The organism is Brevundimonas sp. (genome assembly GCF_029945885.1).
Taxonomy (GTDB): Bacteria; Pseudomonadota; Alphaproteobacteria; order Caulobacterales; family Caulobacteraceae; genus Brevundimonas.
Window position 1 is genome coordinate 121,125 of record NZ_JAQSDK010000004.1, and the last position, 24,842, is coordinate 145,966.

A 24,842-nucleotide genomic window follows, 5' to 3' on the forward strand; every position below is an offset into this window, starting at 1 on the left:
ACGGCGCGGCCATGTCAGATGGTCAGTTCGGATTCGCGACGCAGGCGGGCCCCTTCGCGGAACACCTCGGCCAGGACGAAGACGACGAGAACGGAAAAGACCGGGGTCAACAGGTCGGTGAAACCCTGGGGGTCCATGATGCCGGGGGCCAGGCGGTCGGCGACCAGGCCCTGGGCCAGCCATTTGCCGCCGGTGACCACGGCCAGGATCAGGCCGATCTGGCGCAGGCGGCGCACATTGGGCGGCTGGAACGGATCGCCCAGCGTCAGGGTACGGAAAATCATTCGCAGATTGCGCAGGATCAGCATGAAACTGCCGAAGAAGGCGGCGAAGGCCCCGACCCCGAACAGCAGCAGGGGGCGGGTCAGCGGTTGCTGCAGTCCCCCGGAATCGTCGGTAACCGTCAGGTTGAGGTCGGCAAAGGGGATGAAGACCGCGGCGACCAGGCCGATGATCAGGCCGCCGGTGATGATGCCCAGCAGCACATAGGCGACGTCGAGGGCGATTTTCAGCAGGCTGGACACGGACCCCGGTCCGAGGGTCTTCAGATTGGGGGCGCGAAGGCTGCGCCCGGTCAGCCGGGGCAGGCGGGACCCGAGAGAGGCGATCGTCGGGCGGCGCATGCGCAGATACCTCGGGTCGGAACTAGGCCGCGGCGGCCGCGTGGGGTCCGACCGACCCACACGCGGTCCTATTCATCGCGGGCTTTGGGGGTGGCGTCAAAGCGGCCGGCAATCAAAACGCCTGAACCAGCGAGGCGATCAGGGCGGTCGGCAGGGCCGCCAGCAGGGCGGCATTGATGATCGCGTGGCCGACCTTTTCCATCCACAAAGAGGCGCTCATGGTATCCATCGTCTTTCTCCATCTATTCGGTGGGGGTGTTTTTTACCCCTCATCCGGTTGACCGCTGCAAGTCTGTTGCTCTTGTTAGCAATCAGGGGAACGGTGCGGCTGCCGTTCTTGAGGATCATAGATAGGCCGTGCGTGTCGGGATGTCATGTTACATATCGTTTAACGATATTAAACTTTGGCAAGGAATTGTTGCGAGGGCGTGATCGAGATGAATCTGAAATTAATCAAGGGAATGCGGCTGGTCGCGGCCACCCATAACCCCGGCAAGGCGCGCGAGATCGCCGCCCTGCTGGATGGAAATTACGAGATCGTCACGGCCGGAGCGCTGAATGTGCCCGAACCGGACGAGACCGAGAGCAGTTTTGCCGGCAATGCCATGCTGAAGGCTCGTCATGCGGCGGCCTTTACCGGTCAGGTCAGCCTGGCGGACGACTCCGGCCTGTCGGTCACGGCCCTGGACGGGGCCCCGGGCATCTTCTCGGCGCGCTGGGCCGGGCCGGACAAGGATTTCGCCGAGGCCATGGCCAAGGTCGAGGAACGGCTGGACGAGGTGGGGTCGCGCGATCGCAGCGCCTGGTTCACCTCGGCCCTGGCCGTGGCCTGGCCGGACGGCCCCTGTGTCGTGGTCGAGGGCCGGGTCGACGGCCGGCTGACCTTCCCGCCGCGCGGCGACCGGGGCTTCGGCTATGATCCGATCTTTATCCCCGAGGGCCACGACCAGACCTTCGGCGAGATGGAGCCGGCGGCCAAGGACGCGATGAGCCACCGCGCCCGGGCCTTCGAACAGCTGAAGGCGGCGCTGATTGACTGATCCGGTCCCTGATCCCGGCAGCGACATCGGCCTTTATGTGCACTGGCCCTGGTGTTCGCGGATCTGCCCCTATTGCGACTTCAACGTCGTACGCGACCGGGGCCGGGGCGCGGAACAGGCGGATCTGGTCGCGGCCATCCTGGCGGACCTGGAGGCCCAGGCCGTTCTGACCGGTCCGCGCCGTCTGGCCTCGATCTTCTTCGGCGGGGGGACGCCGTCGCTGATGGATCCGGCGGCGGTGGCGGCGGTGATTGACCGGGCGCAGGCCCTGTTCCCGCCGCGCGGCGGGATCGAGATCACCCTTGAGGCCAATCCGACCGACGCCGAGGCCGGGCGGTTCGACGCCCTGGCCGCCGCCGGGGTCAACCGGCTGTCGATGGGGGTGCAGGCGCTGGACGATGCGGCCCTGACATTCCTCGGCCGCAACCATTCGGCCGATGAGGCGCGCCGTGCGGTGGCCGTGGCCGCCCGGGCCTTCGACCGGTTGTCGATCGACCTGATCTATGCCCGCCCCGACCAGACCGTGGCCGGCTGGCGCGCCGAACTGACCGAGGCGCTGGACATCGGGTTCGAGCACGTTTCGCCCTATCAGCTGACCATAGAGCAGACGACCGCCTTCGGCCGGGCCGTGGCGCGGGGCAGCTGGACCCCGCCGGACGAGGATCTGGCCGCCGCCCTGTACGAGGCCACCCAGACGGTGCTCGAGGGGGCCGGGTTCGACGCCTATGAGGTCTCCAACCACGGCCGCGGTGTCGCCGCCCGCTCGGCCCATAATCTGCATGTCTGGCGCGGCGGCGACTATCTGGGCCTCGGCCCCGGGGCCCACGGGCGGCTGACGCTGGACGGGGTGCGCACCGCCACCGTCGCCCGACGCGGCATCGCCGACTATGTGGCGGGCGTCGCGGCCGGGACGCCGTGGAGCGAGCGCGAGACCCTGGACCCCCGCGCCGCCGCCGAGGAACGCGTCCTGCTGGGCCTGCGCACGGTCGAGGGGGTGGCCCTGGCGGAATTGGCCGTGCTGGAGCGGACCGTTGAGACCGGGGCCCTGGCCGGGCTGATCGCCGACGGGTTTCTGGCGGTGACAGCCGGGCGGGTGGTGGCGACCCCGGCCGGACGACCGGTGCTGGACGGGGTGCTGCGGGCGCTGCTGGTGTGAACCACTACCCTCTCCCGCCGGGAAAGGGAGGAGGAAACGCAGCCACCCCTTGAGCCGCCTGCCCCCCGCTGGCACGGTCCCGCCGATGACTGATCCCTCGCCCTTTCCGCCGACCGCCCCGCCGTCGCGCCCGGTCGCATCCGGCCTGTATCTGGTGGCGACGCCGATCGGGAACCTGCGCGACATGACGCTGCGGGCGCTGGATGTGCTGGCCGCCGCCGATCTGGTCCTGGCCGAGGACACGCGCGTCACCGGCAAGCTGCTGTCGGCCTATGGGATCAAGGCGAAGCTGGAGCGGTGCGACGACCATGCCTCGGCCCGGGCGGCCGAGGGGGCGATCGAACGGCTGAACGCCGGCGAAGTGGTGGCCCTGGTCTCGGACGCCGGCACGCCGATGGTCAATGATCCCGGCTTCGTCGTGGCCCGGGCGGTGATCGCCGCCGGCCTGCCGGTGCATCCGATCCCGGGGGCGTCCAGCCTGCTGGCGGCCCTGTGTATCGCCGGCCTGCCCGCCGACCGGGTGCTGTTCGCCGGCTTCCTGCCGCCCAAGTCGGGCGCGCGCAGGACGATGCTGGAAGAGGTCCGCACCGCGCGCCAGACCCTGGTCTTCTTCGAGAGCGGCCCGCGTCTGGCCGACAGCCTGGCCGATATGGCGGCGGTGCTGGGCCCGCGTCCGGCCGCCGTGGCCCGCGAACTGACCAAGCTGTACGAGGAATGCGTGCGCGGCACCCTGGCCGAGCTGGCGCTCGACCCCCGCTGTCAGGGGCCGAAGGGCGAGATCGTCGTCGTGATCGGCCCCGGCGAGGTCGAGGTGGCCAGCGAGGCCGACGCCGATGCGGCCCTGGCCGAGGCCATGACCCGGCTGGCCCCCGGCGAGGCGGCGTCGGAGGTGTCCCGGGCGCTGGATCTGCCCCGCAAGGCCCTGTACCGCCGGGCGCTGGAGCTGCAGGGGCGGGGATGAAACGGCTGCGCCCCGTTCCGGTGCCGGCGCGGCCCGTCCCGGGTCGGCGGCGGGCGTCGGGGCAGGCGGCGCATCGCAGCGGCCATGCCGGCGAATGGCTGGCCGCCCTGTGGCTGATGCTGCGCGGCTATCAGATCCTGGGCTTTCGCCTGAAGAGCCGGGCCGGGGAGATCGACATCCTGGCCAAACGCGGCCGGGTCCTGGTCGTGGTCGAGGTCAAGCGGCGCGCGACCCTGGCGGCGGCCCTGACCGCCCTGGGCCCTGTCCAGCTGGCCCGGCTGCGCGCTTCGGGCCAGGCGGTGGCCCGCGGACGACCCGGTCTGGCGGGTCTGACCCTGCGGCTGGATATGGTGGCGCTGGCCCCCGGGCGGTTTCCGCGTCATGTTAAGGATATCGAGACCGGGGGGCCCGATTTCCGTGATCCATCAGGACGCGACCACGACCCTGACGGCAGCCGGACTGGCTGACGACGACGATTTTCCGTTGCTTGAGGCGGCGATCGCCTGCGCCCTGCATGATGACCCGATGCGCGAGGCCGAGCCGGTGCGGCTGCTGGCCCGGCAGGCGGCCCAGCGTCTGATGGAGCGGATCGGCGGCGAACCGGTCGAGGACGCCCTGACCGAAACCCTGTCGTCAGACCTGCGGCTGACCGGTGACCTTCTGTATACGGGCGACCCGGCCAATACCGACATCATCGCCGTGGCCGAGCGGCGCCGTGGCCTGTCGGTCACCCTGGCCGTCTTCTATCTGGATGCCGCCCAACAGGCGGGCATCCCGGCCACCGGGGTCGACTTTCCCGGCCATTTCCTGGTGCGGGTCGAGACGGCCGACGGGCCGGTGGCGCTGGACCCGTTCAGCCAGGGCCAGCTGGTCCTGCCGTCCGAACTGACCCGCCGGGCCCTGTGCGCCGGCCTGACCCCCCATGTGGCCGACCGGCTGGACCTGCTGATGGCCCCGGTGACGGCGCGCCAGGCCCTGATCCGGCTGCAGGCCGTGCAGTTCAGCCGGGCCCTCCGGGCCGGGGATTTCGAGGCGGCCGAACGCTCGGCCCTGCGCCGCGCCCTGCTCGACCCGGACGATCACCGACCGTGGCTGGACGTGGCCGCCGCCCGCGAACGGCGCGGGGCCCTGACCGGGGCGCTGGAAGCCCTGTCCCGCGCCCAGGGTCTGGACGGCCCGGCCGGAGTCTGGTGCCAGACCAGCGTCCACCGGGTCCGGCTGCAGCTGAATTAGACGAATCCACGCCGTGTTGCGCCCGACCCCTTGAGACCGGGGCTGTGGCTGGTCACATAGAAGCCGGTCCGTCGTCCGGGCCGCCCGACGCCCACAAAGGATATTTGCATGCTCAAGGTCGCGATCCAGATGGATCCCATGGAGTCGGTCGACATCCTGGCGGACACCACCTTCATGATGGCGATGACGGCCCAGGACCGGGGTTATCCGCTCTGGGTCTATGATTTCCGCACCCTGGCCCTGGAAGAGGGCCGGCTGTCGTGCCGGGCCAGGCCGATGACGGTGCGGGCCGTGGCCGGCGACCATGTGACCTTCGGCGACGAGATCCGGCTGGATCTGGCCGAGGACGTCGATGTCATCCTGATGCGTCAGGACCCGCCGTTCGACATGGCCTATGTCACCGCCACCTATCTGCTGGAGACGGTCCATCCGAAGACCCTGGTGGTCAATGATCCGGCCGAGGTGCGTTCCGCCCCCGAGAAGCTGCTGGTCACCCAATTCCCCGGCCTGACCCCGCCGACCCTGATCAGTTCCGACCCGGTGGCCCTCGTCGCCTTCCACAGGAAGCATGGCGATGTGGTGCTGAAACCCCTGCACGGGGCCGGCGGCTCGGGCGTGATCCGTCTGAAGGCGGACGATCCCAATCTGGAGGCCCTGATCGAGATTCACGCCGTCGGCAGCCGCGACCCGCTGGTGATCCAGAAATTCATCCCGGCGGTGTCCAAGGGCGACAAGCGGATCCTGCTGATCGACGGCGAGCCGGTCGGGGCCATCAACCGCATCCCGGCGGCGGGGGCGGTGCGCTCCAACCTGCATGTCGGCGGTACCGCCGCCCCGGTCGAACTGACCGCCCGCGACCGCGAGATCTGCGCCGCCATCGGCCCGACGTTGAAGGAACGCGGCCTGATCTTCGTCGGCATCGATGTGATCGGCGACTGGCTGACCGAGATCAACGTCACCTCCCCCACCGGGGCCCAGCAGCTGAAGGCCTTCACCGGCGTCGACGCCGCCGCCCTGATGTGGGACGCGATCGAGGCGAAGCGGGCGGGGTAACCCCGCCGACGTCCCTGGCTTGACCCTTCGCCGGGTTCGTGATTTGTTCTTTCCCGTATAACGGGAGGGTGCCATGGTCGCTCGCGTGGTGACGGTGGCCTTCGACGGGGTCGAGGCGCGCCGCGTTGATGTTCAGGTGCAGCTGGTTGGGGCGGCGGTGCCCAGTTTCACCATCGTCGGCCTGCCGGACAAGGCGGTGGCCGAGAGCCGCGAACGGGTGCGCGGGGCCTTCGCCGGCATCGGTCTGGGCCTGCCGCCGAAACGGATCATCGCCAACCTGGCCCCGGCCGACCTGCCCAAGGAGGGCAGCCATTTCGACCTGGCCATCGGCCTGGTGCTGATGGCGGCGCTGGGAGTGATCACGCCCGACGCGCTGGACGGCTGGGCCGCCATCGGCGAACTGGGGCTGGACGGCCAGATCGCCCCGGTCGGCGGGGCCCTGCCGGCGGCGGTGGCGTCCTCGGCCATGGGGCTGGGCCTGATCTGCCCCGAGGCCAACGGGCCCGAGGCGGCCTGGGCCGGGGATGTCGCCATCCTCGCCCCGCGCTCCCTGATCGGCCTGATCAACCATTTCAAGGGCAGTCAGGTGCTGCGCCCGCCCGAACCGGGGCCGGTGCGCGCCGGCGGGGTCGTGCCCGACCTGCGCGAGGTCAAGGGTCAGGAGAGCGCCAAACGCTCGCTCGAGATCGCCGCGGCTGGAGGGCATAATTTGCTGTTTGTCGGGCCGCCGGGCTCGGGCAAGTCGATGCTGGCCCAGCGGCTGCCGGGCCTGTTGCCGCCGCTGACCCCGGCCGAACTGCTGGAGACCTCGATGGTCTGGTCGGTGGCCGGGCTGATCGAGCGCGGGGCCCTGACCCGCGACCGGCCGTTCCGCAGCCCGCACCATTCGGCCAGTATGGCGGCCCTGACCGGCGGTGGGTTGAAGGCCCGGCCGGGCGAGGCCTCGCTGGCGCACAATGGCGTGCTGTTTCTGGATGAACTGCCCGAATACAGCGCCCAGGCCCTCGATTCCCTGCGCGCCCCGCTGGAAACCGGCGAGATCGTGGTGGCCCGGGCCAATGCCCATATCCGCTATCCGGCCCGGTTCCAGCTGATCGCGGCGATGAACCCCTGCCGCTGCGGCATCGGCGGCGGCGGGCGCGGGGCCTGTGGCAAGGCCCCCCGCTGCCAGCGCGACTATCAGAACCGGATCTCGGGCCCGATGTTCGACCGTATCGACCTGACGGTGGAGACGCCGCCGGTGACCGCCGCCGACATGGCCCTGCCGCCCCCGGCCGAGGGCACGGCCGAGGCCGCGGCCCGGGTCGCCGTGGCGCGTGAGCTTCAGGCCGGACGCGCGCGCGAGGCGGGCCTGGCCCCCGACCAGGCCCTGAACGCCCGCGCCTCGGGCGAGACCCTGGACCGGTTCGCCGCCCCCGACGCGCCGGGGCGGGCCCTGCTGATGCGGGCGGGCGAGGCCGGGGGGCTGACGGCGCGGGGCTGGGTGCGGACGCTGCGACTGGCCCGGACCATCGCCGATCTGGAGGGGGCGAACGGCGTGGTGCGCCGTCATATTGCCGAGGCCCTGGTGCACCGGCGCACGCCGGTCGGGCCCGGGACCGGCGACGCCGTGCCCTGGTCAGGGGGTGGGGACCCGGCGCTATCGACCGCCCGCGCCCCGCCTTGAGCCGCCCTTAACGGTTGTGCGCCATGGTGCCTGTCGGAGATCGATGATGACACGACCGGCGAAGAATATCGCAACAGGCACCCCGGCGACCCCGGAGCCGCCCGACGGGGCCGAGCAGCAGTTTCTGCGGCTGATGAGTCATGAGATGCGCACCCCGCTGAACGGGGTCATCGGCATGCTGGGCCTGCTGACCCGGACCCGGCTGGACGGGGCGCAGCGCGCCTATGCCGAGGCCGCGCGCCAGTCGGCCGAACATCTGCTGGGCCTGGTCAATGACCTGCTGGACTATGCCCGGCTGGAGGCCGGCAAGCTGGAGTTCGACGCCGCCCCGGTCGATGTCGAGGGCCTGGTGCGCAGTGTCGCCGAACTGCTGAGTCCCCGGGCCCATGAGAAGGGGCTGGAACTGGTCTGGTCGGTCGCCCCCGACGCCGTCGATGTGATGGCCGATGAGGGTCGCCTGCGCCAGGTCCTGTTCAACCTGGCCGGAAACGCCGTCAAATTCACCGAGACCGGCGGGGTCCATATCTCCGTCGAACGCGTACCCCGGGCGGGTCCCCGGCCGCGGCTGGCCTTTATCGTCGAGGATACCGGACCGGGCATTCCGGCCGAGGCGCGCGCCCGCATCTTTGAGGAGTTCGGCCATGTCGACGCCTCGGACGCGACCCGGTTCGGCGGGGCCGGACTGGGTCTGGCCGTGGTCAAACGCCTGGCCGATGCCATGGGCGGCAAGGTCTCGGTCGGTAACCGGCCCAGGGGCAAGGGCTCCCGCTTCCGCTTTGAGGCCAGTTTCGACGCCACGACGGACCTGCCTGAACGTGGCCGGCCGCTGGACGGTCAGGCCGTGGCCGTGCTGTCGCCGGACGATCTGGTGCGCCGGGCCGCGATCGACCAGATCGAGGCCTCGGGCGGCACGGTTCATCCGGGCGCGCCGGTCATCCTGGTCGACCATGCCCTGGCCGCCGTGGCCGGCGAGGCCCTGGCCCCGCGCCCGGAAAAGGGCCGTGCCATCGTGCTGTTGCGGCCGTCGGAACGCGACCTGATCGCCCGCTACCGCACCGCCGGCTTCCACGGCTATCTGATCAAGCCGTTGCGGCGCGCCTCGCTGGCGGAACGGGTGCTGGCCGTGGCCAATCCGACCACCACCCAGACGCCCGGCCTGCCGCCGCCGCCGCCGGCCGACGACGACCGGGTCGCCCCGATCCGCTTCGCCGGCACCCGGGTGCTGCTGGTCGAGGACAATCCGGTCGGGGCCCTGCTGGCCGCGACCCTGCTGCGCCGCGAGGGCTGTGCGGTCGAGACCGCCGCCAACGGCCATGAGGCCGTCGCCGCCCTGACCCGGGCCCGCTACGACATGGTCTTCATGGATATGCGGATGCCGGGCATGGACGGCCCCACGGCGACCCGGGCGATCCGGGCGCGCGGCGACACGACCCCGATCGTGGCCCTGACCGCCAATGCCTTCGCCGAGGACCGCCGCGCCTGTCTGGAAGCCGGGATGGACGACCATCTGGTCAAGCCGCTGGAACCCGAGGGCCTGCGCCGTTCACTCGCCCGCTGGACGAACCGGCAAACGCGCGCCAAGGTCGTCGGCGAATAGAGGGCGCGAGGCGTCCGGGAGAGACGCTTCGATGACCGAGACACCCGCCGCGCAGACGGCTGAGCCGGATATCGCCCCCAAGGGTCTGGCCGTTCTGAAAGCCGCCTTCCGGGATCGTCGCACCCTGGCCATGCTGTTGCTGGGCTTCTCGGCCGGCCTGCCCTTCACCATGCTGATCGGGACGCTGAACGCCTGGCTGGGCGAGGCCGGGGTCTCGATCGCCACCATCGGCATATTGTCGTGGATCGGCCTGTTCGCCGCCTTCAAATTCCTCTGGTCGCCGGTGGTGAACCTGTTCCCGCCGGTGATCGGACGGCGAGTGGGGCGCCGGCGTTCCTGGATGCTGGGCTGCCAGCTGATCATCGGCGGGGCCCTGCTGGTGATCGCGGTTTCCAGTCCCGAGGGCGGCACCCTGGGCCTGTTGGCCGGTGCCGCGGCCCTCGGTGCTTTCGCCTCCGCCACCCAGGACATCGTCATCGACACCTGGCGCATTGAGGTGGCCGGGCCGGGTGCGCCGATCGACCTGCTGTCGACCATCTATCAGTTTGGTTTCCGCACGGCGGCCCTGGTTGGCGGGGCCGGGGCCCTTCTGCTGGCCGACGTCGCGGGCTGGCCGGCGACCTTCACCATCGCCGGCTTGCTGATGGGGCTGGGCCTGCTGGGCACGATCATCGCGCCCGAACCGGAACCGGCACCGCCCCAGGCCATCGCGAAAGAGCGGCTGGGATCGCCGAAACTGCGGCTGTTCGCCCTGATCGCCACCCTCGCGGCCTGGATCTGGGCCGCCTTCATGCTGATCAATTTCATGGTCACGGCCCTGAACACCTCACCGGCCCCGAGCGCGACCGAGTTCACCGCGACCTGGGGGCCGTGGATCATCGCCGCCGCCGTCCTGCTGCCGTGCGGGCTCGCCGGGTTTGTTGTGTGGCGCGGTCGGCAGCCCACGCCCGCGACCGACGCCCGGCCGCTGGTGACGACCCTATATGACGCCATCCTGGCCCCGCTGGTCGAACTGATGGGGCGTCTGGGCTGGGGCGCGCTGATCGTGCTCGGCCTGATCCTGACCTATCGGATCACCGACGGAGTCTGGGGCCCGTTCGCCTATCCCTTCTACATGGGCGATGTCGGCGGAGCCCTGGGCCACACCAAGACCGAGGTGGCGCTGGCGTCAAAGACCTTCGGTGTGGTCATGACCATCCTTGGCATCGGCCTGGGCGGATGGGCCCTGCTGGCCATCGGTCGGATGGCGTCGCTGGTCGTGGGTGCCGTGCTGGCCGCGGCGACCAACCTGCTGTTCGCTGACCTGGCCATGGGCGCGCCTGTGATCGGCAGCTTCATGGCCTCGACCGGCCTTTATGCTCTGTTCGGCAATTTCGGCATCGGTGAGCCCATGGCCCGACTGATGCTGGCCATCGCCGGCGAGAATATTGCCGGCGGCTTCGCAGGCGCGGCCTTTGTGGCCTATCTGTCGGCCCTGTCGAGCAAGATGTTCGGAGCGGTTCAGTTCGCGGTCTTCACCTCGCTTGCCCTGCTGATCGGCACACTGGGTCGCGGCGCGCTGGGCGAGATGATCGAGACGCACGGCTTCGCCTGGGTGTTCGTCTTCGCCGCCGCTCTCGGCGGGGTGACTGTCATATTCTGCGTGCTGGAGTGGATCCGGCTGGCGGCCGGGCAGCGCAAGATGGATGCGGAGGCCGGCTGACCCGGTCGATCGCCGGCCGGTGCTTCCGGCCGGCGATCTGCGGGTTCAGCCCTCGCGCACGCCCTCTTCATAGGCGGCGAAGGTCGCGGCGGTGATCATTTCGCTGACCGAGGCCCCGAGCGAGACGATCTGCACCGACTTCTCGAGACCGACCAGCAGCGGGCCGATCACGGTCGCCCCGCCCAGGGCCTGGACCAGGCGGGTCGAGATCGAGGCCGAATGGATGCCGGGCATGACCAGGACATTGGCGTCCTTGGACAGGCGCATGAACGGATAGGCCGAGCGGGCCTCGGGATCGAGCGCCAGTTCGGCCGGCATCTCGCCCTCGTATTCGAAATCGACGCCGCGCTGGTCGAGGATGCGGATGGCCTCGCGGATCATCTCGCCGCGGTCGCCCGGAGGGTCGCCGAAGGTCGAATAGGACAGGAAGGCCACGCGGGGCTTGCGGCCCATGCGGCGCACGGTGGCGGCGGCCTGGATGGCGATCTCGGCCAGCTCCACCGCATCGGGCAGTTCGTGGATCGAGGTGTCGGCCACGAACAGGGTGCGGCCCTTGGCCAGGACGATCGACAGGCCGACCAGCCGCGAGGTGACGTCGAGGACGCGGCGGACCTCCTTCAGCACCATGTTGAAATTGCGGGTCGTGCCGGTGACCACGGCGTCGGCATCGCCCTGGGCCAGCATGGTGGCCGCGAAATAGTTGCGGTCCTGGTTGATCATCCGCTGCACGTCACGGCGCAGATAGCCGCGGCGCTGCAGTTTTTCGTACAGGAAGTCCGTGTACTGAACGTTCTTCGCCGAGACGCGGGCATTGACGATCTCGATGCCCAGATCGTCGAAATTCAGGCCGGCCTCGGTGGCGTTCTGGCGGATCAGATCCTCGCGGCCGATCAGGATGGGCGTGCCCAGCTCGGCCTGTTTGAAGGCCCAGGCGGCGCGGATGACCGTGGTCTCCTCGCCCTCGGCGAAGACGATCCGCTTGTTCGGGGCCGCGCGCACCGCCGAGGCGATCTTCTGCATCAGGGCCGCCGACGGGTCGACGCGCTGGCGCAGCTGGATGCGGTAGGCGTCCATGTCCTCGATCGGCTTGCGCGCCACGCCGCTGTCCATCGCCGCCTGGGCGACGAAGGGCGGAATGTACCAGATCAGGCGCGGGTCGAACGGCGAGGGGATGATGTAGTCGGGGCCGAATTTCAGCTTGCGGCCGCGATAGGCGACGGCGACCTCGTCCGGCACGTCCTCGCGGGCCAGCTGGGCCAGGGCCCGGGCACAGGCCACCTTCATCTCGTGATTGACCTGGCGGGCGCGCACGTCGAGCGCGCCGCGGAAGATGTAGGGGAAGCCGAGGACGTTGTTGACCTGGTTCACATAGTCGGACCGGCCGGTGGCCATGATGGCGTCGGAGCGCACCGAGGCGACGTCCTCCGGGGTGATTTCCGGGTCCGGATTGGCCATGGCGAAGATGATCGGATTGGGGGCCATCGAGGCCACCATCTCCTTGGTGATCGCGCCCTTGGCCGACAGGCCCAGGACCACGTCGGCCCCGACCATGGCCTCGGCCAGGGTGCGGTGCGGCGTGTCGGTGGCGTGGGCGGCCTTCCACTGGTCCATGCCGGTGGGCCGGCCGATATAGACCACGCCGTCCCGGTCGACGATGGTGGTGTTCTCCTTGCGCACCCCGACGGCCTTCATCAGGCCGATCGACGACAGGCCCGCGGCCCCGGCCCCGGCCAGGACGACCTTGATGTCCTCCAGCTTCTTGCCGACGATATGGGCGGCGTTGATCAGGCCGGCGGTGGAGATGATGGCGGTGCCGTGCTGGTCGTCATGGAAGACCGGGATGTCGAGCAGGTCCTGCAGCTCGCTCTCGATGACGAAACATTCCGGGGACTTGATGTCCTCGAGATTGATGCCGCCCCAGGTGTCGCCGATGTTCTTGACCACGGTGATGAATTCGTCCGGGTCGGTGGTCTTGACCTCGACGTCGAAGCTGTCGACATCGGCGAAGCGTTTGAACAGCACGCATTTGCCCTCCATCACCGGCTTGGACGCCATGTGCCCGAGGTTGCCGAGGCCGAGAATGGCCGTGCCGTTGGAGATGACGGCGACCAGATTGCCCTTGGACGTATAGTCGTAGGCCTTGTCGACATCCTCGGCGATGGCCAGCACGGGGATGGCGACGCCCGGCGAATAGGCCAGCGACAGGTCGCGCTGGGTCGCCATCGGCTTGGTCGGGGCCATCGATATCTTGCCCGGCGTCGGATTGCGGTGGAAGTCCAGCGCATCCTCGTCGGAGAAGGTCTGTTTTTCGGTCAGGTCGGGCATCAGCGTCTTTCGGGGTCTCGGGAGGGCGTCATCTGTTCCTGGAGCGAAATCGGTCGGGTTGGACGCGGTCCAGCCCGGCTCAGATTTCGCCCCGGCTTGATACTGGACCATTTTCTGGTTTCGGGTCGATGCGACCCGATACAAAAATGGTCTAGAGCGGGCGGCGGGGGGCGACAACGGGGCCCCGTCGCATTCCTTACCCAGGGGCAGGCTGAAGGGTCAGGGTGCCGGTGCGTTCGATCTCGACCGGGCCGGTCATGAAGACATGACCGCTGGCCTCGTCCCAGTCGATCCGCAGGGTGCCGCCGTCGACCTCGACGGTGGCCGAGCGCCCGGTCAGGCCCCGGCGGCTGGACGCGACCAGGGCGGCGCAGGCCCCGGTGCCGCAGGCCCGGGTCAGGCCGGCCCCGCGTTCCCACACCCGCAGGCGGATGCGGTCAGGGGCCAGGACGTTGGCGAAGCCGACATTGACCCCCTGCGGAAACAGCGGGTGGTGTTCGATCAGGGAGCCGGAACCGCGCACAAAGGCGTCGTCCTGGCGGTCGGTGAAGAAGACCACATGCGGATTGCCCATCGAGACCGCGCCGGGGGTGTGCAGCAGGGGCGCGTCGATCGGGCCGACCTGCAGCTCGATGCCGCGGGTGTCCATCGCCTCCTCCAGCGGAATCTGGGTCCAGTCCAGTCGCGGCGCGCCCATATCCACCTTCACCTGGGCCGTGGTCGTCGACCCTTCGGGACCTCCTGACCCGACAGGGCCTGGAACGCGCCAGGCCGTGGTGGGTCCGCCGAGGGTGTCGATGGTGACGCGATCCTTGCCGGTCGACTGCATCAGCAGCCAGCCGACACAGCGCAGGGCATTGCCGCAGGTCTCGACCACGCCGCCGTCGGCATTCCACACCCGCATGAAGGCATCGGCGGTGTCCGACGGCTCGATGGCGATCAGCTGGTCGCAACCCTGGCCGGTGTCACGGTTGGCGATGGCGCGCACCTGGGCCGCCGTCGGGGTGAACGGGGTTTCGAGGGCGTTGACGACGACAAAATCGTTGCCGGCACCATTCATCTTGACGAAGGGGCGGGTCATGGAGCCCCCAGCCTATAGACCCGGAACGCCCTGCGGCGAAGGGATGCTGTTTCCGCCGGTGACAAAGCGGGGTATCGCTGGCCCATGAGCCGTTCGGACGATGTCGAAAAACCCGAGGGTCTGCGCCTGCGCGCGCGCATCCGGGCCCTGTATCACGGCTCATCCGGGACGGCGGTGCGCTTCCGTCTGGCCGTGCTGGTCATCGACGTCCTGATTGTCGGCTTCTTCGTGGCGGCCCCGCTGCTGAAGAGCGATGCGATGATCTTCTATGTGATCGACTATGTGATCGCCGCGGTGCTGGCGCTGGACCTGGCCGCCCGGGCCTGGGCCTATTCTGACGTAAGGTCCTGGCTGAAGAAGCCGATCGTCTGGGTCGACCTGTTCATCCTGGCGACCCTGCTGTTCCCGGCCTGGCTGTTCAACCTCGGCTTCCTGCGCGTGCTGCGGCTGTGGACCCTGATCAATTCGGACTTCTTCTGGCGCACGGTCGGCCGTCGCTATGACGACACCCGGGTCGAGGACACGACCAAGGCCGTTGTGGCCCTGGTGACCTTCGTCTTTGTGGCCACCGGCTTTGTCTACACCAGCTTCATGGGCCGCTACGAAGGCATCACCGGCTATATCGACGCCCTGTATTTCACCGTCACCAGCCTGACCACGACCGGCTATGGCGACATCCTGCTGCCGGGCAACTGGGGGCGGCTGGTGTCGATCGTCATCATGCTGGTCGGGGTGACCCTGTTCGTGCGGCTGGGCCAGACCCTGCTGATGCCGCACAAGGTCGTCTATCCCTGCCCGACCTGCGGCCTGCAGCGGCATGATCCCGATGCGGTCCACTGCAAGGCCTGCGGCGAGACCCTGTGCATTCCCGATCCCGGTCGCTGATTTCAGATGACAAAACCGTAAGGGCGCGCGCGCTGCCTTGTCCCGTGACGGTCGGCGGTTAAGGTGCGGTTCCTCAAGTTCCGGAAACGCCAGCATGATCCGTCCCGCCGCCACGCTCGCCATCCTCCTGGCTTCCACTGCTCTCGCGACAGGCGTCATGGCCCAATCCCCCGCTTCCCCGCCCAATCCCCCGCTCGTCGAGGGCGGTTTCGCCACCTCGGACGCCACCGACCCCTGGCTGTGGCTGGAAGAGATCGACGGCGATCGCGCCATGGCCTGGGTCAACGAACAGAACACCCGGTCGCTGGCCGTGCTCCAGGGCGATCCCCGCTATGAGGGCCTGCACCAGCAGGCGCTGGAAATCGTCCAGTCGCGCGACCGCATCCCCGGTCCGGGCTTCAACCACGACGGCACGATCGACAATTTCTGGCAGGACGCCGGCCATGTGCGCGGCATCTGGCGCACCACGACCCTGGACAGCTATCGCGCCGAGACGCCGCAGTGGGAGACCCTTCTCGACATCGACGCCCTGTCGGCGGCCGAGGGACACAACTGGGTTTGGAAGGGCGCGACCTGTTTGCCGCCCGAGGACTCCCTGTGCCTGATCTCCCTGTCCGACGGGGGCAAGGATGCGGTGACGATCCGCGAATTCGACCGCACCACGAAGACCTTTGTCAGCGACGGCTTCGTCCTGCCGGAATCCAAGGGCGACGCGACCTGGGTCGATGCCGACACCCTGTTGATCGCCCGCGATTTCGGCGCGGGCTCGATGACCAGTTCGGGCTATCCGATGATCGTCAAACGGCTGACCCGCGGCCAGACGATCGACCAGGCCGAGACCGTGTTCACCGGCCAGCCCGACGATGTCTCGGTCAGCGGCTATACGTTGCGTGACGCCGACGGGGCGGTGCGGGCCGTGCTGATCAATCGCGGGATCACCTTCTATGAGGGCGAGACCTGGCGGCTGAACGAGGACGGCACCACGACGCAGCTGGCCCTGCCGGCCAAGTCGCAGATCGACACCCTGGTGCAGGGGCAGGTGGTCGTCACCATCAAACAGGACTGGACCGCGCCCTCGGGCCAGGCGTTCCACACCGGCGACGTCATCGCCTGGCCGCTCGATGCCTGGCTGGCCGATCCGGCCACCCCGGCGCGGCTGATCATCCGGCCCGGCCCGCGCGAGGCCGTCGAGGGCATGAACGCCACCCGCAACCGCCTGGTCGTGGCCCTGTTCGAGAATGTCCGCGGCGCGGTCTATGTCTATGAGCCGAACGCCGACGGCGACTGGGCCCGCACGCGTCTGGACCTGCCGCAGAACGTCACCGTCGGGGTCGGGTCGGCCTCCGAGCGCGATGATCAGGTCTTTGTCAGCGTCGCCGGCTATCTGAACCCGTCCAGCCTGTGGCTGGCCGATGCGGCCACGGGTGCGGTCGACGAAGTCAAATCCCTGCCGGCCAAATTCGACGCCTCGGGCATGATCGTCGACCAGTATGAGGCCCGCTCGGCCGACGGGACGATGATCCCCTATTTCGTGGTCCATCGCGACGCCATGGCCAGCGACGGCTCGAACCCGACCCTGCTGTACGGCTATGGCGGGTTCGAGGTGTCGATGCTGCCCGGCTATTCGGCCACGGTCGGCAAGCTGTGGCTGGAGCGCGGCGGCGTCTATGTCGTGGCCAATACCCGCGGGGGCGGCGAGTTCGGCCCCAACTGGCACGAGGCGGCCCTGCAGCAGAACCGCCAGCGCGCCCATGAGGATTTCCAGGCCGTGGCCCTGGACCTGATCGCCCGCAACATCACCAGCCAGCCGAAACTGGGCATCATGGGCGGCTCCCAGGGCGGGCTGTTCATGGGGGCGATGCTGACCCAGAGGCCGGACCTGATCAACGCCGCCGTCATCCAGGTGCCGCTGTTCGACATGCTGCGCTTCAACAAGCTGCTGGCCGGGGCCTCGTGGCAGGGCGAATACGGCAATCCGGACATTCCGGCCGAACGGGCCTGGATCCAGGCCTATTCGCCCTATCAGAACCTGCGCAGCAACCAGCCCTACCCCGAGGTCTTCATCCATACCTCGACCAAGGATGACCGGGTCCACCCCGGCCACGCCCGCAAGGCGGCGGCGCGGCTGCAGGAACTGGGCTATCCGGTCCTGTTCTACGAGAACACCGACGGTGGCCACGCGGCCGGCGCCAACCTGCGCGAGACGGCCCGCCGCCTGGCGCTGGAATATACCTATCTGACCCGCCGGCTGATGGATCAGCCGGCGCAGGAGTAGACCCGATGAACCGACTGATCCTGTCCGCCGCCATCCCGGCCCTGCTGCTGGGGGCCTGCGCCACGATGCCGGGCGATACAGTCGCCCCGCCCGTGGCCGTTGCCGAACGTGCGGCCCCGCCGCATTTCCCCGCCGACCTGACCCCGGCCGGGGTGGCCGCCGCCGACGATCATCTGGATCTGGAACAGGTGCATGGCGAGGCGGCCATGGCCTTTGTCGCGCGCGAGAACGCGGCCTCGCTGGCGGCCCTGACCGGCGACCGGCGCTATGAGACCTACCGGTCCGAGGCCTTTGCCATCCTGTCGGCCACCGACCGGATTCCGGGCCCGGCCTTCCTCGGCGACGGCATCGGAAACTTCTGGCAGGACGCGGCCAATCCCAAGGGGGTGTGGCGGCGCACGACGCTGGACTCCTACCGCTCGGCCGATCCGCAGTGGGAGACCCTGCTCGACATCGGGGCCCTGTCGGCGGCCGAGGGCAAGGACTGGGTGTTCAAGGGGGCCAACTGTCTCGCGCCCGACGAAACCCGTTGCCTGGTCAATCTGTCCGACGGCGGCAAGGACGCCGTGGTGGTGCGCGAGTTCGACACCAGGACCAGAACCTTCGTCGCTGACGGCTTCACCCTGCCGGAAGGCAAACACCGGATCGAATGGCTGGACCGCGACACCCTGCTGGTGGCCACGGACTTTGGGCCCGGCACCCTGACCGAGAGCGGCTATCCCTTCATCGTCAAATCGCTGAAGCGCGGCCAGACACTCGAACAGGCGACGGAGGTCTATCGCGGCGATATCTCGGACGGGGGGTACGGGGTTAGTCCGTCAGTGTATCGCGACAAGGATGGAAAGGTGCTGGCCGTCATCGTGTCACGACCGCTGGACACCTTCAGGCAGGAAACCTGGCGAATTGTCGATGGGCGGCCGGGGAAGCTGGACCTGCCGGAGCGGCTTTCCATCTACGGAATCATGGGCGACGAAGAGTGGCCCACGATCGTATTCTCCCCCGATGAGCCTTGGACCTATCACATGGCTCGCTCCACGGTCCGGAACATCGAGGGCCAGGAATTCAAGCCCGGCTCGCTGCTGGGCGTCGCGCTCTTCGCCCTGGAGCCTCTGGAGTCAGATTCTTCCGGAGAAGCTGCTGAAGAAGTGACTATCTCCCGGGTCGACATCTTCCAACCGACCGAGCGGCAGTCGGTTCAAAGTGTCCGCGTTATGGACGGCTACGTCGTGGCGGCCGTGTCGGACAATGTTTCTGGTCGCCTCGTCACTTTTGAGAATCGGGGAGAATGGGGTTGGGATCGCCGCGACATCGCCACCCCTGAAAACATCACGGTCAACCTGGGCGACTCTTCTAAGGCGACCGGGCGCTTCTTCTATTCCGTCGAGGGCTTCCTGACGCCGCCTACGCTGAGCCTCGGCGATGTGGACGACGGATCGACGCAGGTGCTGAAATCCAGCCCCGCCCGCTTCGACGCCTCGACCCACGTGGTCGAACAGTTCGAGGCTACCTCGTCCGACGGCACGAAGATCCCCTATTTCGTCACCCGCCCGCGCGATCTGGTCATGGACGGTCACGCCCCGACGATCATGTACGGCTACGGCGGTTTCCAGGTGTCCAAGCCGCCGGCCTATATCCCGGAAATGGGCAAGCTGTGGCTCGAGAAGGGCGGGGTCTATGTCAATGCCAACATCCGCGGCGGCGGCGAGTTCGGGCCGGACTGGCACCAGTCGGTCCTGAACGAGAACCGCCAGCTGGCCTTTGACGACTTCGCCGCCGTGGCCCGTGATCTGGAGGCGCGCGGCATCACCTCGCCGCGCCGTCTGGGCATCTATGGCCGCTCGAACGGCGGGGTCCTGACCTCGGTCATGGTCACCCAGCATCCGGAGCTGATCCATGCGGCGGTGATCGAGAGCCCGCTGATCGACATGCTGCGCTATCACGAACTGCCGGCCGGGGCCTCGTGGATCGGCGAATACGGCGATCCGCGCATTCCGGAAGAGGCGGCCTGGATCGCCGGCTATTCGGCCTATCAGCAACTTCGTCCGGATGCGGACTATCCCCGCGTCTACATCACCACCAATACCCGCGATGACCGGGTCCATCCGGGCCACGCGCGCAAATTCGCGGCCCGTCTGGGCGATCAGGGCCACGATCACCTCTATTATGAGGAAACCTCGGGCGGCCACTCCAATGACGCCGACCCGGTCGCCAATGCCCGCCGCTGGGCCCGCCACTATGTCTATCTGGCCCAGCAGTTGATGGACTAGAGCGAAATCCGGACGCCCCTCACGCGAAAATGAGCGGCGGGACCCTGCTGTCGGTGGTTAAGCTGTCGGCCATGAACCAGAGGGGCTGGATATTGGGGGCGGCGGCGGTGGCCGTGGGGCTGATGGCGGCGGGGGCGACCCTGCCGCCCGAGCCGCGCTCGGCCGCTGTCCAGCCGGTCGCCCGTCTGGTCCGCACCACGCCGGTGGTGCTGGAGCTGTTCACCGCCCAGGGCTGCGCCGGCTGTGCCGAGGCCGACCGGATGGTCGAGGAGGTGGCCGACGCCCCCGGGGTCATCGTCCTGACCTATGGCGTCGACTACTGGGACTATCTGGGCTGGGCCGACACCTTCGCCCGGCCGGAGTTCGCCGCGCGTCAGCATGCCTATCGCCAGGCCCTGCGCCTGCGCTCGGTGTCGACGCCCCAGGTGGTGATCGACGGCCATCGTCAGGTGTCGGGGGCCCGGTCGCCCGAACTGCAGACCGCCATCGATGAGGAATCGGACCGCCGGGACTTCCCGCCCGAGATCGAATTCCGCGCCGCCGGCGACCGGGTCGGGATCGGCTCGGGCCGTCCGCCCGAGGGCGGGGCCGAGGTCGTGGCCGTCACCTATACGCCCGGCCTGCAGAGCGTCCAGATCGACCGCGGCGACAACCGCGGCCAGACCGTGCGCCAGCTCAATGTCGTGCGCGACGTGACCCGTCTGGGCAGCTGGACGGGGCGGTCGGCCCTGTTCGACCTGCCACCGGAATCAGACGACGGCGATGCGGTGGTGATCCTGCTGCAGGCGCGCGCCGACCATCGCATCCTGACCGCCGCCCGGCGCTAACCCGGAATCAGGCCCCGGCCTTCTTCGCGAAACCCCAGGCGGCGTCGGCCAGCGGCTGGACCTGGGCCGCCATGGTGCGGGCATGGCTGCTGGCGGCGGTGCCGTCACGGACCCGTCCGGCAATGCCCTGGCAGATGGCCGCCAGCCGGAACAGATTATAGGCGAACAGCCAGTCCAGGTTCTGCGGCCCCGGAACCCCGGCGGCGGCCGCATAGCGGTCGACCGTCTCGGCGATCGAGGGGATGCCCAGGGCCTCCAGATCGGCCCCGCCCAGGCCGTTGCGCAGGGTGGCGGGAATGACCCAGCCGATCAGCAGATAGGAGAAGTCGGCCATCGGATCGCCCAGGGTCGACAGCTCCCAGTCCAGCACGGCCCGGACCTCGGATTTCTTCGGGTCGAGGATCAGGTTGTCGAGGCGGAAATCGCCGTGGACGATCCGGGTCGGGCCGTCAGCCGGCAGGCTCTCGGGCAGGAAGGCGATCAGCCGGTCCATGGCCGCGACGGGCTCGGTCTCGGAGGCCCGGTACTGTTTGGTCCAGCGCCCGACCTGGCGCATGAAATAGTTGCCCGGCCTGCCGTAGTTGCCCAGGCCGATGGCGGTCGGGTCGAACCGGTGCAGGGCGGCCAGGGTGTCGGTCTGGGCCTCGTAGATGGCGCGGCGCTCGGCCGGCTGCAGGCCCGGCAGTTTCAGGTCCCAGAACACCCGGCCCTCGACCTTGTCCATCACATAGAACATCGAGCCGATCACGGCGTCGTCGGTACACAGGGCATGGGGCCGGGCCACCGGATAGCCGTGTTTGTGCAGGGCCGAGATGACGGTGAACTCGCGATCGACCGCATGGGCCGACTGCAGCAGCACGCCGGGCGGCTTGCGCCGCAGCACATAGGTGGCCGAGGGGGTGGCCAGCTCATAGGTCGGATTCGACTGGCCGCCCTTGAACTGGCGGATGGTCAGGGGGCCGGCATAGCCGTCGATATGCTGGCTCAGCCAGGCCCCGAGGGCGGCCTCGTCCAGCGCGTGGCGCGGATCCACCGCGCGGGTGCCCGAAAAGGCGGTCTGGGCGTCGTTCAGGTCAGTGTCGGTCATTGTGCGGCGATGATGGCGGCCCGGACCGCGCTTTGCCAGCCCTTGATCAATCGCGCCCGCTCATCCGGGGCCATGCGCGGGGTCCAGACGGTCGGGGCGGCACCCGCCGCGTCCCCAAGGTGGTCGATCAGGCCGATGCCCAGGGCCGCCAGCCGGGCCGCGCCCAGGGCCGTCATCTCCTGGAAGGGCGGGCGTTCGACGGTGACGTCGCAGATGTCGGCGACGAACTGCATGGCGAAGCCGTTGGCCGTGACCCCGCCATCCACCCGCAATACCGCCAGCCGCGGGGCCCCGTCGGCGACGAGGGCGTCCAGCAGGTCGCGGGTCTGGTAGGCCAGGGCCTCCAGCGCGGCGCGGACGAAATGGGCCGGGCCGGAATCCCGGGTCAGGCCGGTGATCGTGCCGCGGGCGTCGGGCTGCCACCAGGGCGCGCCCAGGCCGGTGAAGCCCGGCACCAGATAGACGCCACCATTGTCATCCAGCGACCGGGCCATGGCCTCGGACCGGGCCGGGTCGTCGATCAGTCCGACGCCGTCGCGCAGCCACTGGATCGCCGATCCGGCCGAGAAGATCGACCCCTCCAGGGCCCAGGCGACATTGTCCCCCAGCTGATAGGCGAGGGTTCCCAGCAGCCGTCGGGTCGAGATCACCGGCGACCGGCCGACATTGGCGACGAGGAAGGCCCCGGTGCCATAGGTGATCTTGGCGTCGCCCGGATGCATCGCCCCGTGCCCCACCAGGGCCGCCTGCTGGTCCCCGGCCGCGCCGTGGATCGGCAGGGACCCGCCAAACAGACTGGCCTCGCAGTCGCCCAGATGGTCGCTGCAGCCGTGGATATCCGGCAGGGCCTCGCGCGGCACCCGGAACAGGGTGCACAGGTCGTCGCGCCAGACCCGGGTCTCCAGATCCATCAGACTGGTGCGGCTGGCATTGGTGGCGTCGGTCACGTGGCGGGCCCCGCCGGTCAGCTTCCAGATCAGCCAGCTCTCGATCGTGCCCAGCTTGACCTCGCCGCGCAGCGCCCGGTCGCGCGCCCCGGGCACGGCGTCCAGCAGCCAGGCGAATTTGGTGGCCGAGAAATAGGGGTCGAGGATCAGGCCGGTCGCCGCCTGGACCATCGGCTCGTGACCCTCGGCGGTCAGCCGGGCGGTGACGTCGGCGGTGCGGCGGTCCTGCCAGACGATGGCCCGGTGCAGGGGCTCGCCGGTGGCGGTGTCCCACAGGACCGAGGTCTCGCGCTGGTTGGTGATGCCGATGGCGGCGAAACCGTCGATGCCCCCGGCCTCGGCGATCACGGCCCGGCAGGTGCGCAGGGTGGCGTGCCAGATCTCGGCCGCGTCATGCTCGACCCAGCCGGACTGCGGGAAATGCTGGGCCAGTTCGACCTGGCTGACCGCCACGGCGCTGAAATCGCCCTGCGGCGACACGGCGAAGGCGATGGCGCGGGTCGAGGTGGTGCCCTGGTCGATGGCGAGGATCAGCCGGTCCATGAATTCCCTTCGCGGTGGTTCAGCATTCCATCTTACGCAGAGCCGGCGTCTGGGGTTAAGTGGCCGGATGCGTATCGCCTCCTATGCCGGCGTTCAGGACGCCGCCCGCCAGATCGCCCGCGTCGCGGTGCGCACGCCGCTGATCGAGAGCCCGGCGCTGAACGCGCGGGTGGGCGGTCGGGTGCTGATCAAGGCCGAAACCCTGCAGAAGACCGGGGCCTTCAAATTCCGCGGGGCCTATAATCGCATCAGCCGGCTGACCGACGAGGAGCGTCATCACGGCGTCGTCGCCTTTTCGTCCGGCAACCATGCCCAGGCCGTGGCCGCGGCGGCGCGGATGATGGGCACCCGCGCCATCATCGTCATGCCGGCCGACAGCCCGGCGGTGAAGATGGAGGGCGTGAAGGCCTATGGCGGCGAGGTGCGCACCTACGACCGCTACAGCGAAAGCCGCGAGGCGATCGCCGAGGCCATCGCCGCCGAGCACGGCTGCGTGCTGGTGCCCCCGTTCGACGATCCGCTGATCATCGAGGGCCAGGGCACGGTGGCGCTGGAACTGCTGGACCAGGCCAAGGCCGTCGGGGCTGTGCCGATCGATCAGCTGTTGTGCGGCCTGTCCGGCGGCGGCCTGATGGCCGGGATCAACCTGACCCTGGCGGCGACCGCGTCCCACACCCAGGTCTTCGGCGTCGAGCCGCTGGCCTATGACGATACCCGGCGGTCGCTGCTTGCGGGCGAACGGCGCGGCCACGGGCCGGTGACGCGGCCGTCGATCTGCGATTCGCTGATGTCGCCGCAGCCGGGTGAGCTGACCTTTCCGATCAACCGCCGGATGACGGATGTGCTGACGGTCAGCGACGCCGAGGTGGCGGCGGCGGTGGCCTTTGCCTTCAAGGGGCTGAAACTGGTGGTCGAGCCGGGCGGGGCCGTATCGCTGGCGGCGCTGCTGGCCGGGAAACTGCCGGTCAAGGACCGGGTCACGGCCATCATCCTGTCGGGCGGCAATGTCGACCCGGCCCTGTTCAGCGCCATCATCGAAGATCGCTACACACCGGAAACCTGGGGAACCACACCATGAGCCAAGCCGAACACACGGGCGCGCCGACGCCGCCCGCCGCCCTCGCCGGACTGGTCGGGACCGAGGTCGGGGTCAGCCGCTGGATCCTGGTCGACCAGGCCCGGATCGACGCCTTCGCCGAGATCACCGAGGACCGGCAATTCATCCATATCGACCCGGTGGCGGCGGCCAAGACCCCGTTCGGCGGCACCATCGCCCACGGCTTCCTGACCCTGAGTCTGCTGTCGGCCATGACCTACGATGCCGTGCCCCCGCTGGAAGGCGTGGTGATGGGGGTCAACTACGGCTTCGACAAGGTTCGCTTCCTCGCCCCGGTTTCGGCGGGCTCGAAGGTGCGCGGCCGGTTCAGACTGGCCTCGGCCGAGGACAAGGGGGGTGGCCGCTGGCTGCTGAAACACGAGGTCACGGTCGAGATCGAGGGCGGCGACAAGCCGGCCCTGGTGGCGGAATGGCTGGGGATGCAGGTGGTCGGCTGAACCGCCGCGACCGGGGACGG

20 protein-coding genes are annotated in these 24,842 nt (G+C 69.1%); 15 read left to right on the plus strand and 5 right to left on the minus strand.

Features of this window, described 5'->3' with window-relative positions; translation table 11 throughout:
* Positions 1-14: 14 nt before the first annotated feature.
* Complete coding sequence (locus tag PSV00_RS03175) at positions 15-623, minus strand: DUF2975 domain-containing protein (protein ID WP_300444779.1); 609 nt, start codon at positions 621-623, stop codon at positions 15-17.
* Between the two features lie 437 nt (positions 624-1,060).
* Between PSV00_RS03175 and rdgB the strand changes: the two genes are divergently transcribed.
* The 9 genes from rdgB (at position 1,061) to PSV00_RS03220 (ending at position 11,031) form a co-directional block, all read left to right on the plus strand.
* The gene (gene rdgB, locus PSV00_RS03180; RefSeq protein WP_300445165.1) at positions 1,061-1,663 is read left to right on the plus strand and encodes an RdgB/HAM1 family non-canonical purine NTP pyrophosphatase; all 603 of its coding nucleotides are present in this window, start codon (positions 1,061-1,063) and stop codon (positions 1,661-1,663) included.
* Positions 1,656-2,819, plus strand: coding sequence for a radical SAM family heme chaperone HemW (hemW, locus tag PSV00_RS03185; protein ID WP_300444782.1), 1,164 nt, complete (start codon positions 1,656-1,658; stop codon positions 2,817-2,819). The genes rdgB and hemW overlap by 8 nt, the downstream gene beginning before the upstream one ends.
* A gap of 85 nt (positions 2,820-2,904) precedes the next feature.
* Positions 2,905-3,780 (plus strand): 16S rRNA (cytidine(1402)-2'-O)-methyltransferase, encoded by an 876-nt coding sequence (gene rsmI, locus PSV00_RS03190; RefSeq protein ID WP_300444785.1) that lies wholly within the window; start codon positions 2,905-2,907, stop codon positions 3,778-3,780.
* On the plus strand, positions 3,777-4,247 hold the full coding sequence (locus PSV00_RS03195) for a YraN family protein (RefSeq protein ID WP_300444787.1): 471 nt from the start codon (positions 3,777-3,779) through the stop codon (positions 4,245-4,247). The genes rsmI and PSV00_RS03195 overlap by 4 nt, the downstream gene beginning before the upstream one ends.
* Complete coding sequence (locus PSV00_RS03200) at positions 4,198-5,013, plus strand: transglutaminase family protein (protein ID WP_300444789.1); 816 nt, start codon at positions 4,198-4,200, stop codon at positions 5,011-5,013. Before PSV00_RS03195 ends, PSV00_RS03200 begins: the two co-directional genes overlap by 50 nt.
* Before the next feature lie 108 nt (positions 5,014-5,121).
* Complete coding sequence (gene gshB, locus PSV00_RS03205) at positions 5,122-6,066, plus strand: glutathione synthase (protein WP_300444791.1); 945 nt, start codon at positions 5,122-5,124, stop codon at positions 6,064-6,066.
* 73 nt (positions 6,067-6,139) lie between these two features.
* On the plus strand, positions 6,140-7,732 hold the full coding sequence (locus PSV00_RS03210; RefSeq protein ID WP_300444793.1) for a YifB family Mg chelatase-like AAA ATPase: 1,593 nt from the start codon (positions 6,140-6,142) through the stop codon (positions 7,730-7,732).
* 46 nt (positions 7,733-7,778) lie between these two features.
* Positions 7,779-9,329, plus strand: coding sequence for a response regulator (locus PSV00_RS03215; RefSeq protein WP_300444795.1), 1,551 nt, complete (start codon positions 7,779-7,781; stop codon positions 9,327-9,329).
* A 31-nt stretch (positions 9,330-9,360) separates the two neighbouring features.
* Positions 9,361-11,031 (plus strand): MFS transporter, encoded by a 1,671-nt coding sequence (locus PSV00_RS03220; RefSeq protein ID WP_300444797.1) that lies wholly within the window; start codon positions 9,361-9,363, stop codon positions 11,029-11,031.
* A gap of 45 nt (positions 11,032-11,076) precedes the next feature.
* Here PSV00_RS03220 and PSV00_RS03225 read toward each other — a convergent pair whose 3' ends face one another.
* The gene (locus tag PSV00_RS03225; RefSeq protein WP_300444800.1) at positions 11,077-13,356 is read right to left on the minus strand and encodes an NADP-dependent malic enzyme; all 2,280 of its coding nucleotides are present in this window, start codon (positions 13,354-13,356) and stop codon (positions 11,077-11,079) included.
* A gap of 196 nt (positions 13,357-13,552) precedes the next feature.
* Positions 13,553-14,437, minus strand: coding sequence for a diaminopimelate epimerase (dapF, locus tag PSV00_RS03230; protein WP_300444803.1), 885 nt, complete (start codon positions 14,435-14,437; stop codon positions 13,553-13,555).
* Positions 14,438-14,521: 84 nt separating this feature from the next.
* Here dapF and PSV00_RS03235 point away from each other — a divergent pair, with 84 nt between their 5' ends.
* The 4 genes from PSV00_RS03235 (at position 14,522) to PSV00_RS03250 (ending at position 20,691) form a co-directional block, all read left to right on the plus strand.
* A complete protein-coding gene (locus PSV00_RS03235; RefSeq protein WP_300444806.1) occupies positions 14,522-15,322 on the plus strand; it encodes a potassium channel family protein in 801 nt (266 codons plus the stop codon).
* A 94-nt stretch (positions 15,323-15,416) separates the two neighbouring features.
* Positions 15,417-17,597 (plus strand): prolyl oligopeptidase family serine peptidase, encoded by a 2,181-nt coding sequence (locus tag PSV00_RS03240; RefSeq protein ID WP_300444809.1) that lies wholly within the window; start codon positions 15,417-15,419, stop codon positions 17,595-17,597.
* A gap of 5 nt (positions 17,598-17,602) precedes the next feature.
* Complete coding sequence (locus tag PSV00_RS03245) at positions 17,603-19,864, plus strand: prolyl oligopeptidase family serine peptidase (protein WP_300444812.1); 2,262 nt, start codon at positions 17,603-17,605, stop codon at positions 19,862-19,864.
* Positions 19,865-19,893: 29 nt separating this feature from the next.
* On the plus strand, positions 19,894-20,691 hold the full coding sequence (locus tag PSV00_RS03250; protein WP_300444815.1) for a DUF1223 domain-containing protein: 798 nt from the start codon (positions 19,894-19,896) through the stop codon (positions 20,689-20,691).
* A gap of 7 nt (positions 20,692-20,698) precedes the next feature.
* Here the strand turns inward: PSV00_RS03250 and PSV00_RS03255 are convergent, their stop codons facing one another.
* Both PSV00_RS03255 and glpK read right to left on the minus strand, forming a co-directional pair.
* Complete coding sequence (locus PSV00_RS03255; protein ID WP_300444818.1) at positions 20,699-21,778, minus strand: phosphotransferase; 1,080 nt, start codon at positions 21,776-21,778, stop codon at positions 20,699-20,701.
* The gene (glpK, locus tag PSV00_RS03260; RefSeq protein WP_300444820.1) at positions 21,775-23,268 is read right to left on the minus strand and encodes a glycerol kinase GlpK; all 1,494 of its coding nucleotides are present in this window, start codon (positions 23,266-23,268) and stop codon (positions 21,775-21,777) included. The genes PSV00_RS03255 and glpK overlap by 4 nt, the downstream gene beginning before the upstream one ends.
* A 67-nt stretch (positions 23,269-23,335) precedes the next feature.
* On the opposite strand from glpK, the gene PSV00_RS03265 reads away from it, so the two are divergent.
* The gene (locus PSV00_RS03265) at positions 23,336-24,346 is read left to right on the plus strand and encodes a threonine/serine dehydratase (RefSeq protein WP_300444823.1); all 1,011 of its coding nucleotides are present in this window, start codon (positions 23,336-23,338) and stop codon (positions 24,344-24,346) included.
* Positions 24,343-24,822 (plus strand): MaoC family dehydratase, encoded by a 480-nt coding sequence (locus PSV00_RS03270; protein WP_300444824.1) that lies wholly within the window; start codon positions 24,343-24,345, stop codon positions 24,820-24,822. The genes PSV00_RS03265 and PSV00_RS03270 overlap by 4 nt, the downstream gene beginning before the upstream one ends.
* Positions 24,823-24,842 lie beyond the last annotated feature (20 nt).

Bases quoted from the DNA above. Each gene is read 5' to 3' on its own strand.
- PSV00_RS03175 (WP_300444779.1), bottom strand. From the start codon at position 623: ATGCGCCGCCCGACGATCGCCTCTCTCGGGTCCCGCCTGCCCCGGCTG.
- rdgB (WP_300445165.1), top strand. From the start codon at position 1,061: ATGAATCTGAAATTAATCAAGGGAATGCGGCTGGTCGCGGCCACCCAT.
- rsmI (WP_300444785.1), top strand. From the start codon at position 2,905: ATGACTGATCCCTCGCCCTTTCCGCCGACCGCCCCGCCGTCGCGCCCG.
- PSV00_RS03195 (WP_300444787.1), top strand. From the start codon at position 3,777: ATGAAACGGCTGCGCCCCGTTCCGGTGCCGGCGCGGCCCGTCCCGGGT.
- gshB (WP_300444791.1), top strand. From the start codon at position 5,122: ATGCTCAAGGTCGCGATCCAGATGGATCCCATGGAGTCGGTCGACATC.
- PSV00_RS03210 (WP_300444793.1), top strand. From the start codon at position 6,140: ATGGTCGCTCGCGTGGTGACGGTGGCCTTCGACGGGGTCGAGGCGCGC.
- PSV00_RS03215 (WP_300444795.1), top strand. From the start codon at position 7,779: ATGACACGACCGGCGAAGAATATCGCAACAGGCACCCCGGCGACCCCG.
- PSV00_RS03220 (WP_300444797.1), top strand. From the start codon at position 9,361: ATGACCGAGACACCCGCCGCGCAGACGGCTGAGCCGGATATCGCCCCC.
- PSV00_RS03225 (WP_300444800.1), bottom strand. From the start codon at position 13,356: ATGCCCGACCTGACCGAAAAACAGACCTTCTCCGACGAGGATGCGCTG.
- dapF (WP_300444803.1), bottom strand. From the start codon at position 14,437: ATGACCCGCCCCTTCGTCAAGATGAATGGTGCCGGCAACGATTTTGTC.
- PSV00_RS03235 (WP_300444806.1), top strand. From the start codon at position 14,522: ATGAGCCGTTCGGACGATGTCGAAAAACCCGAGGGTCTGCGCCTGCGC.
- PSV00_RS03240 (WP_300444809.1), top strand. From the start codon at position 15,417: ATGATCCGTCCCGCCGCCACGCTCGCCATCCTCCTGGCTTCCACTGCT.
- PSV00_RS03245 (WP_300444812.1), top strand. From the start codon at position 17,603: ATGAACCGACTGATCCTGTCCGCCGCCATCCCGGCCCTGCTGCTGGGG.
- PSV00_RS03250 (WP_300444815.1), top strand. From the start codon at position 19,894: ATGAGCGGCGGGACCCTGCTGTCGGTGGTTAAGCTGTCGGCCATGAAC.
- PSV00_RS03255 (WP_300444818.1), bottom strand. From the start codon at position 21,778: ATGACCGACACTGACCTGAACGACGCCCAGACCGCCTTTTCGGGCACC.
- glpK (WP_300444820.1), bottom strand. From the start codon at position 23,268: ATGGACCGGCTGATCCTCGCCATCGACCAGGGCACCACCTCGACCCGC.
- PSV00_RS03265 (WP_300444823.1), top strand. From the start codon at position 23,336: ATGCGTATCGCCTCCTATGCCGGCGTTCAGGACGCCGCCCGCCAGATC.
- PSV00_RS03270 (WP_300444824.1), top strand. From the start codon at position 24,343: ATGAGCCAAGCCGAACACACGGGCGCGCCGACGCCGCCCGCCGCCCTC.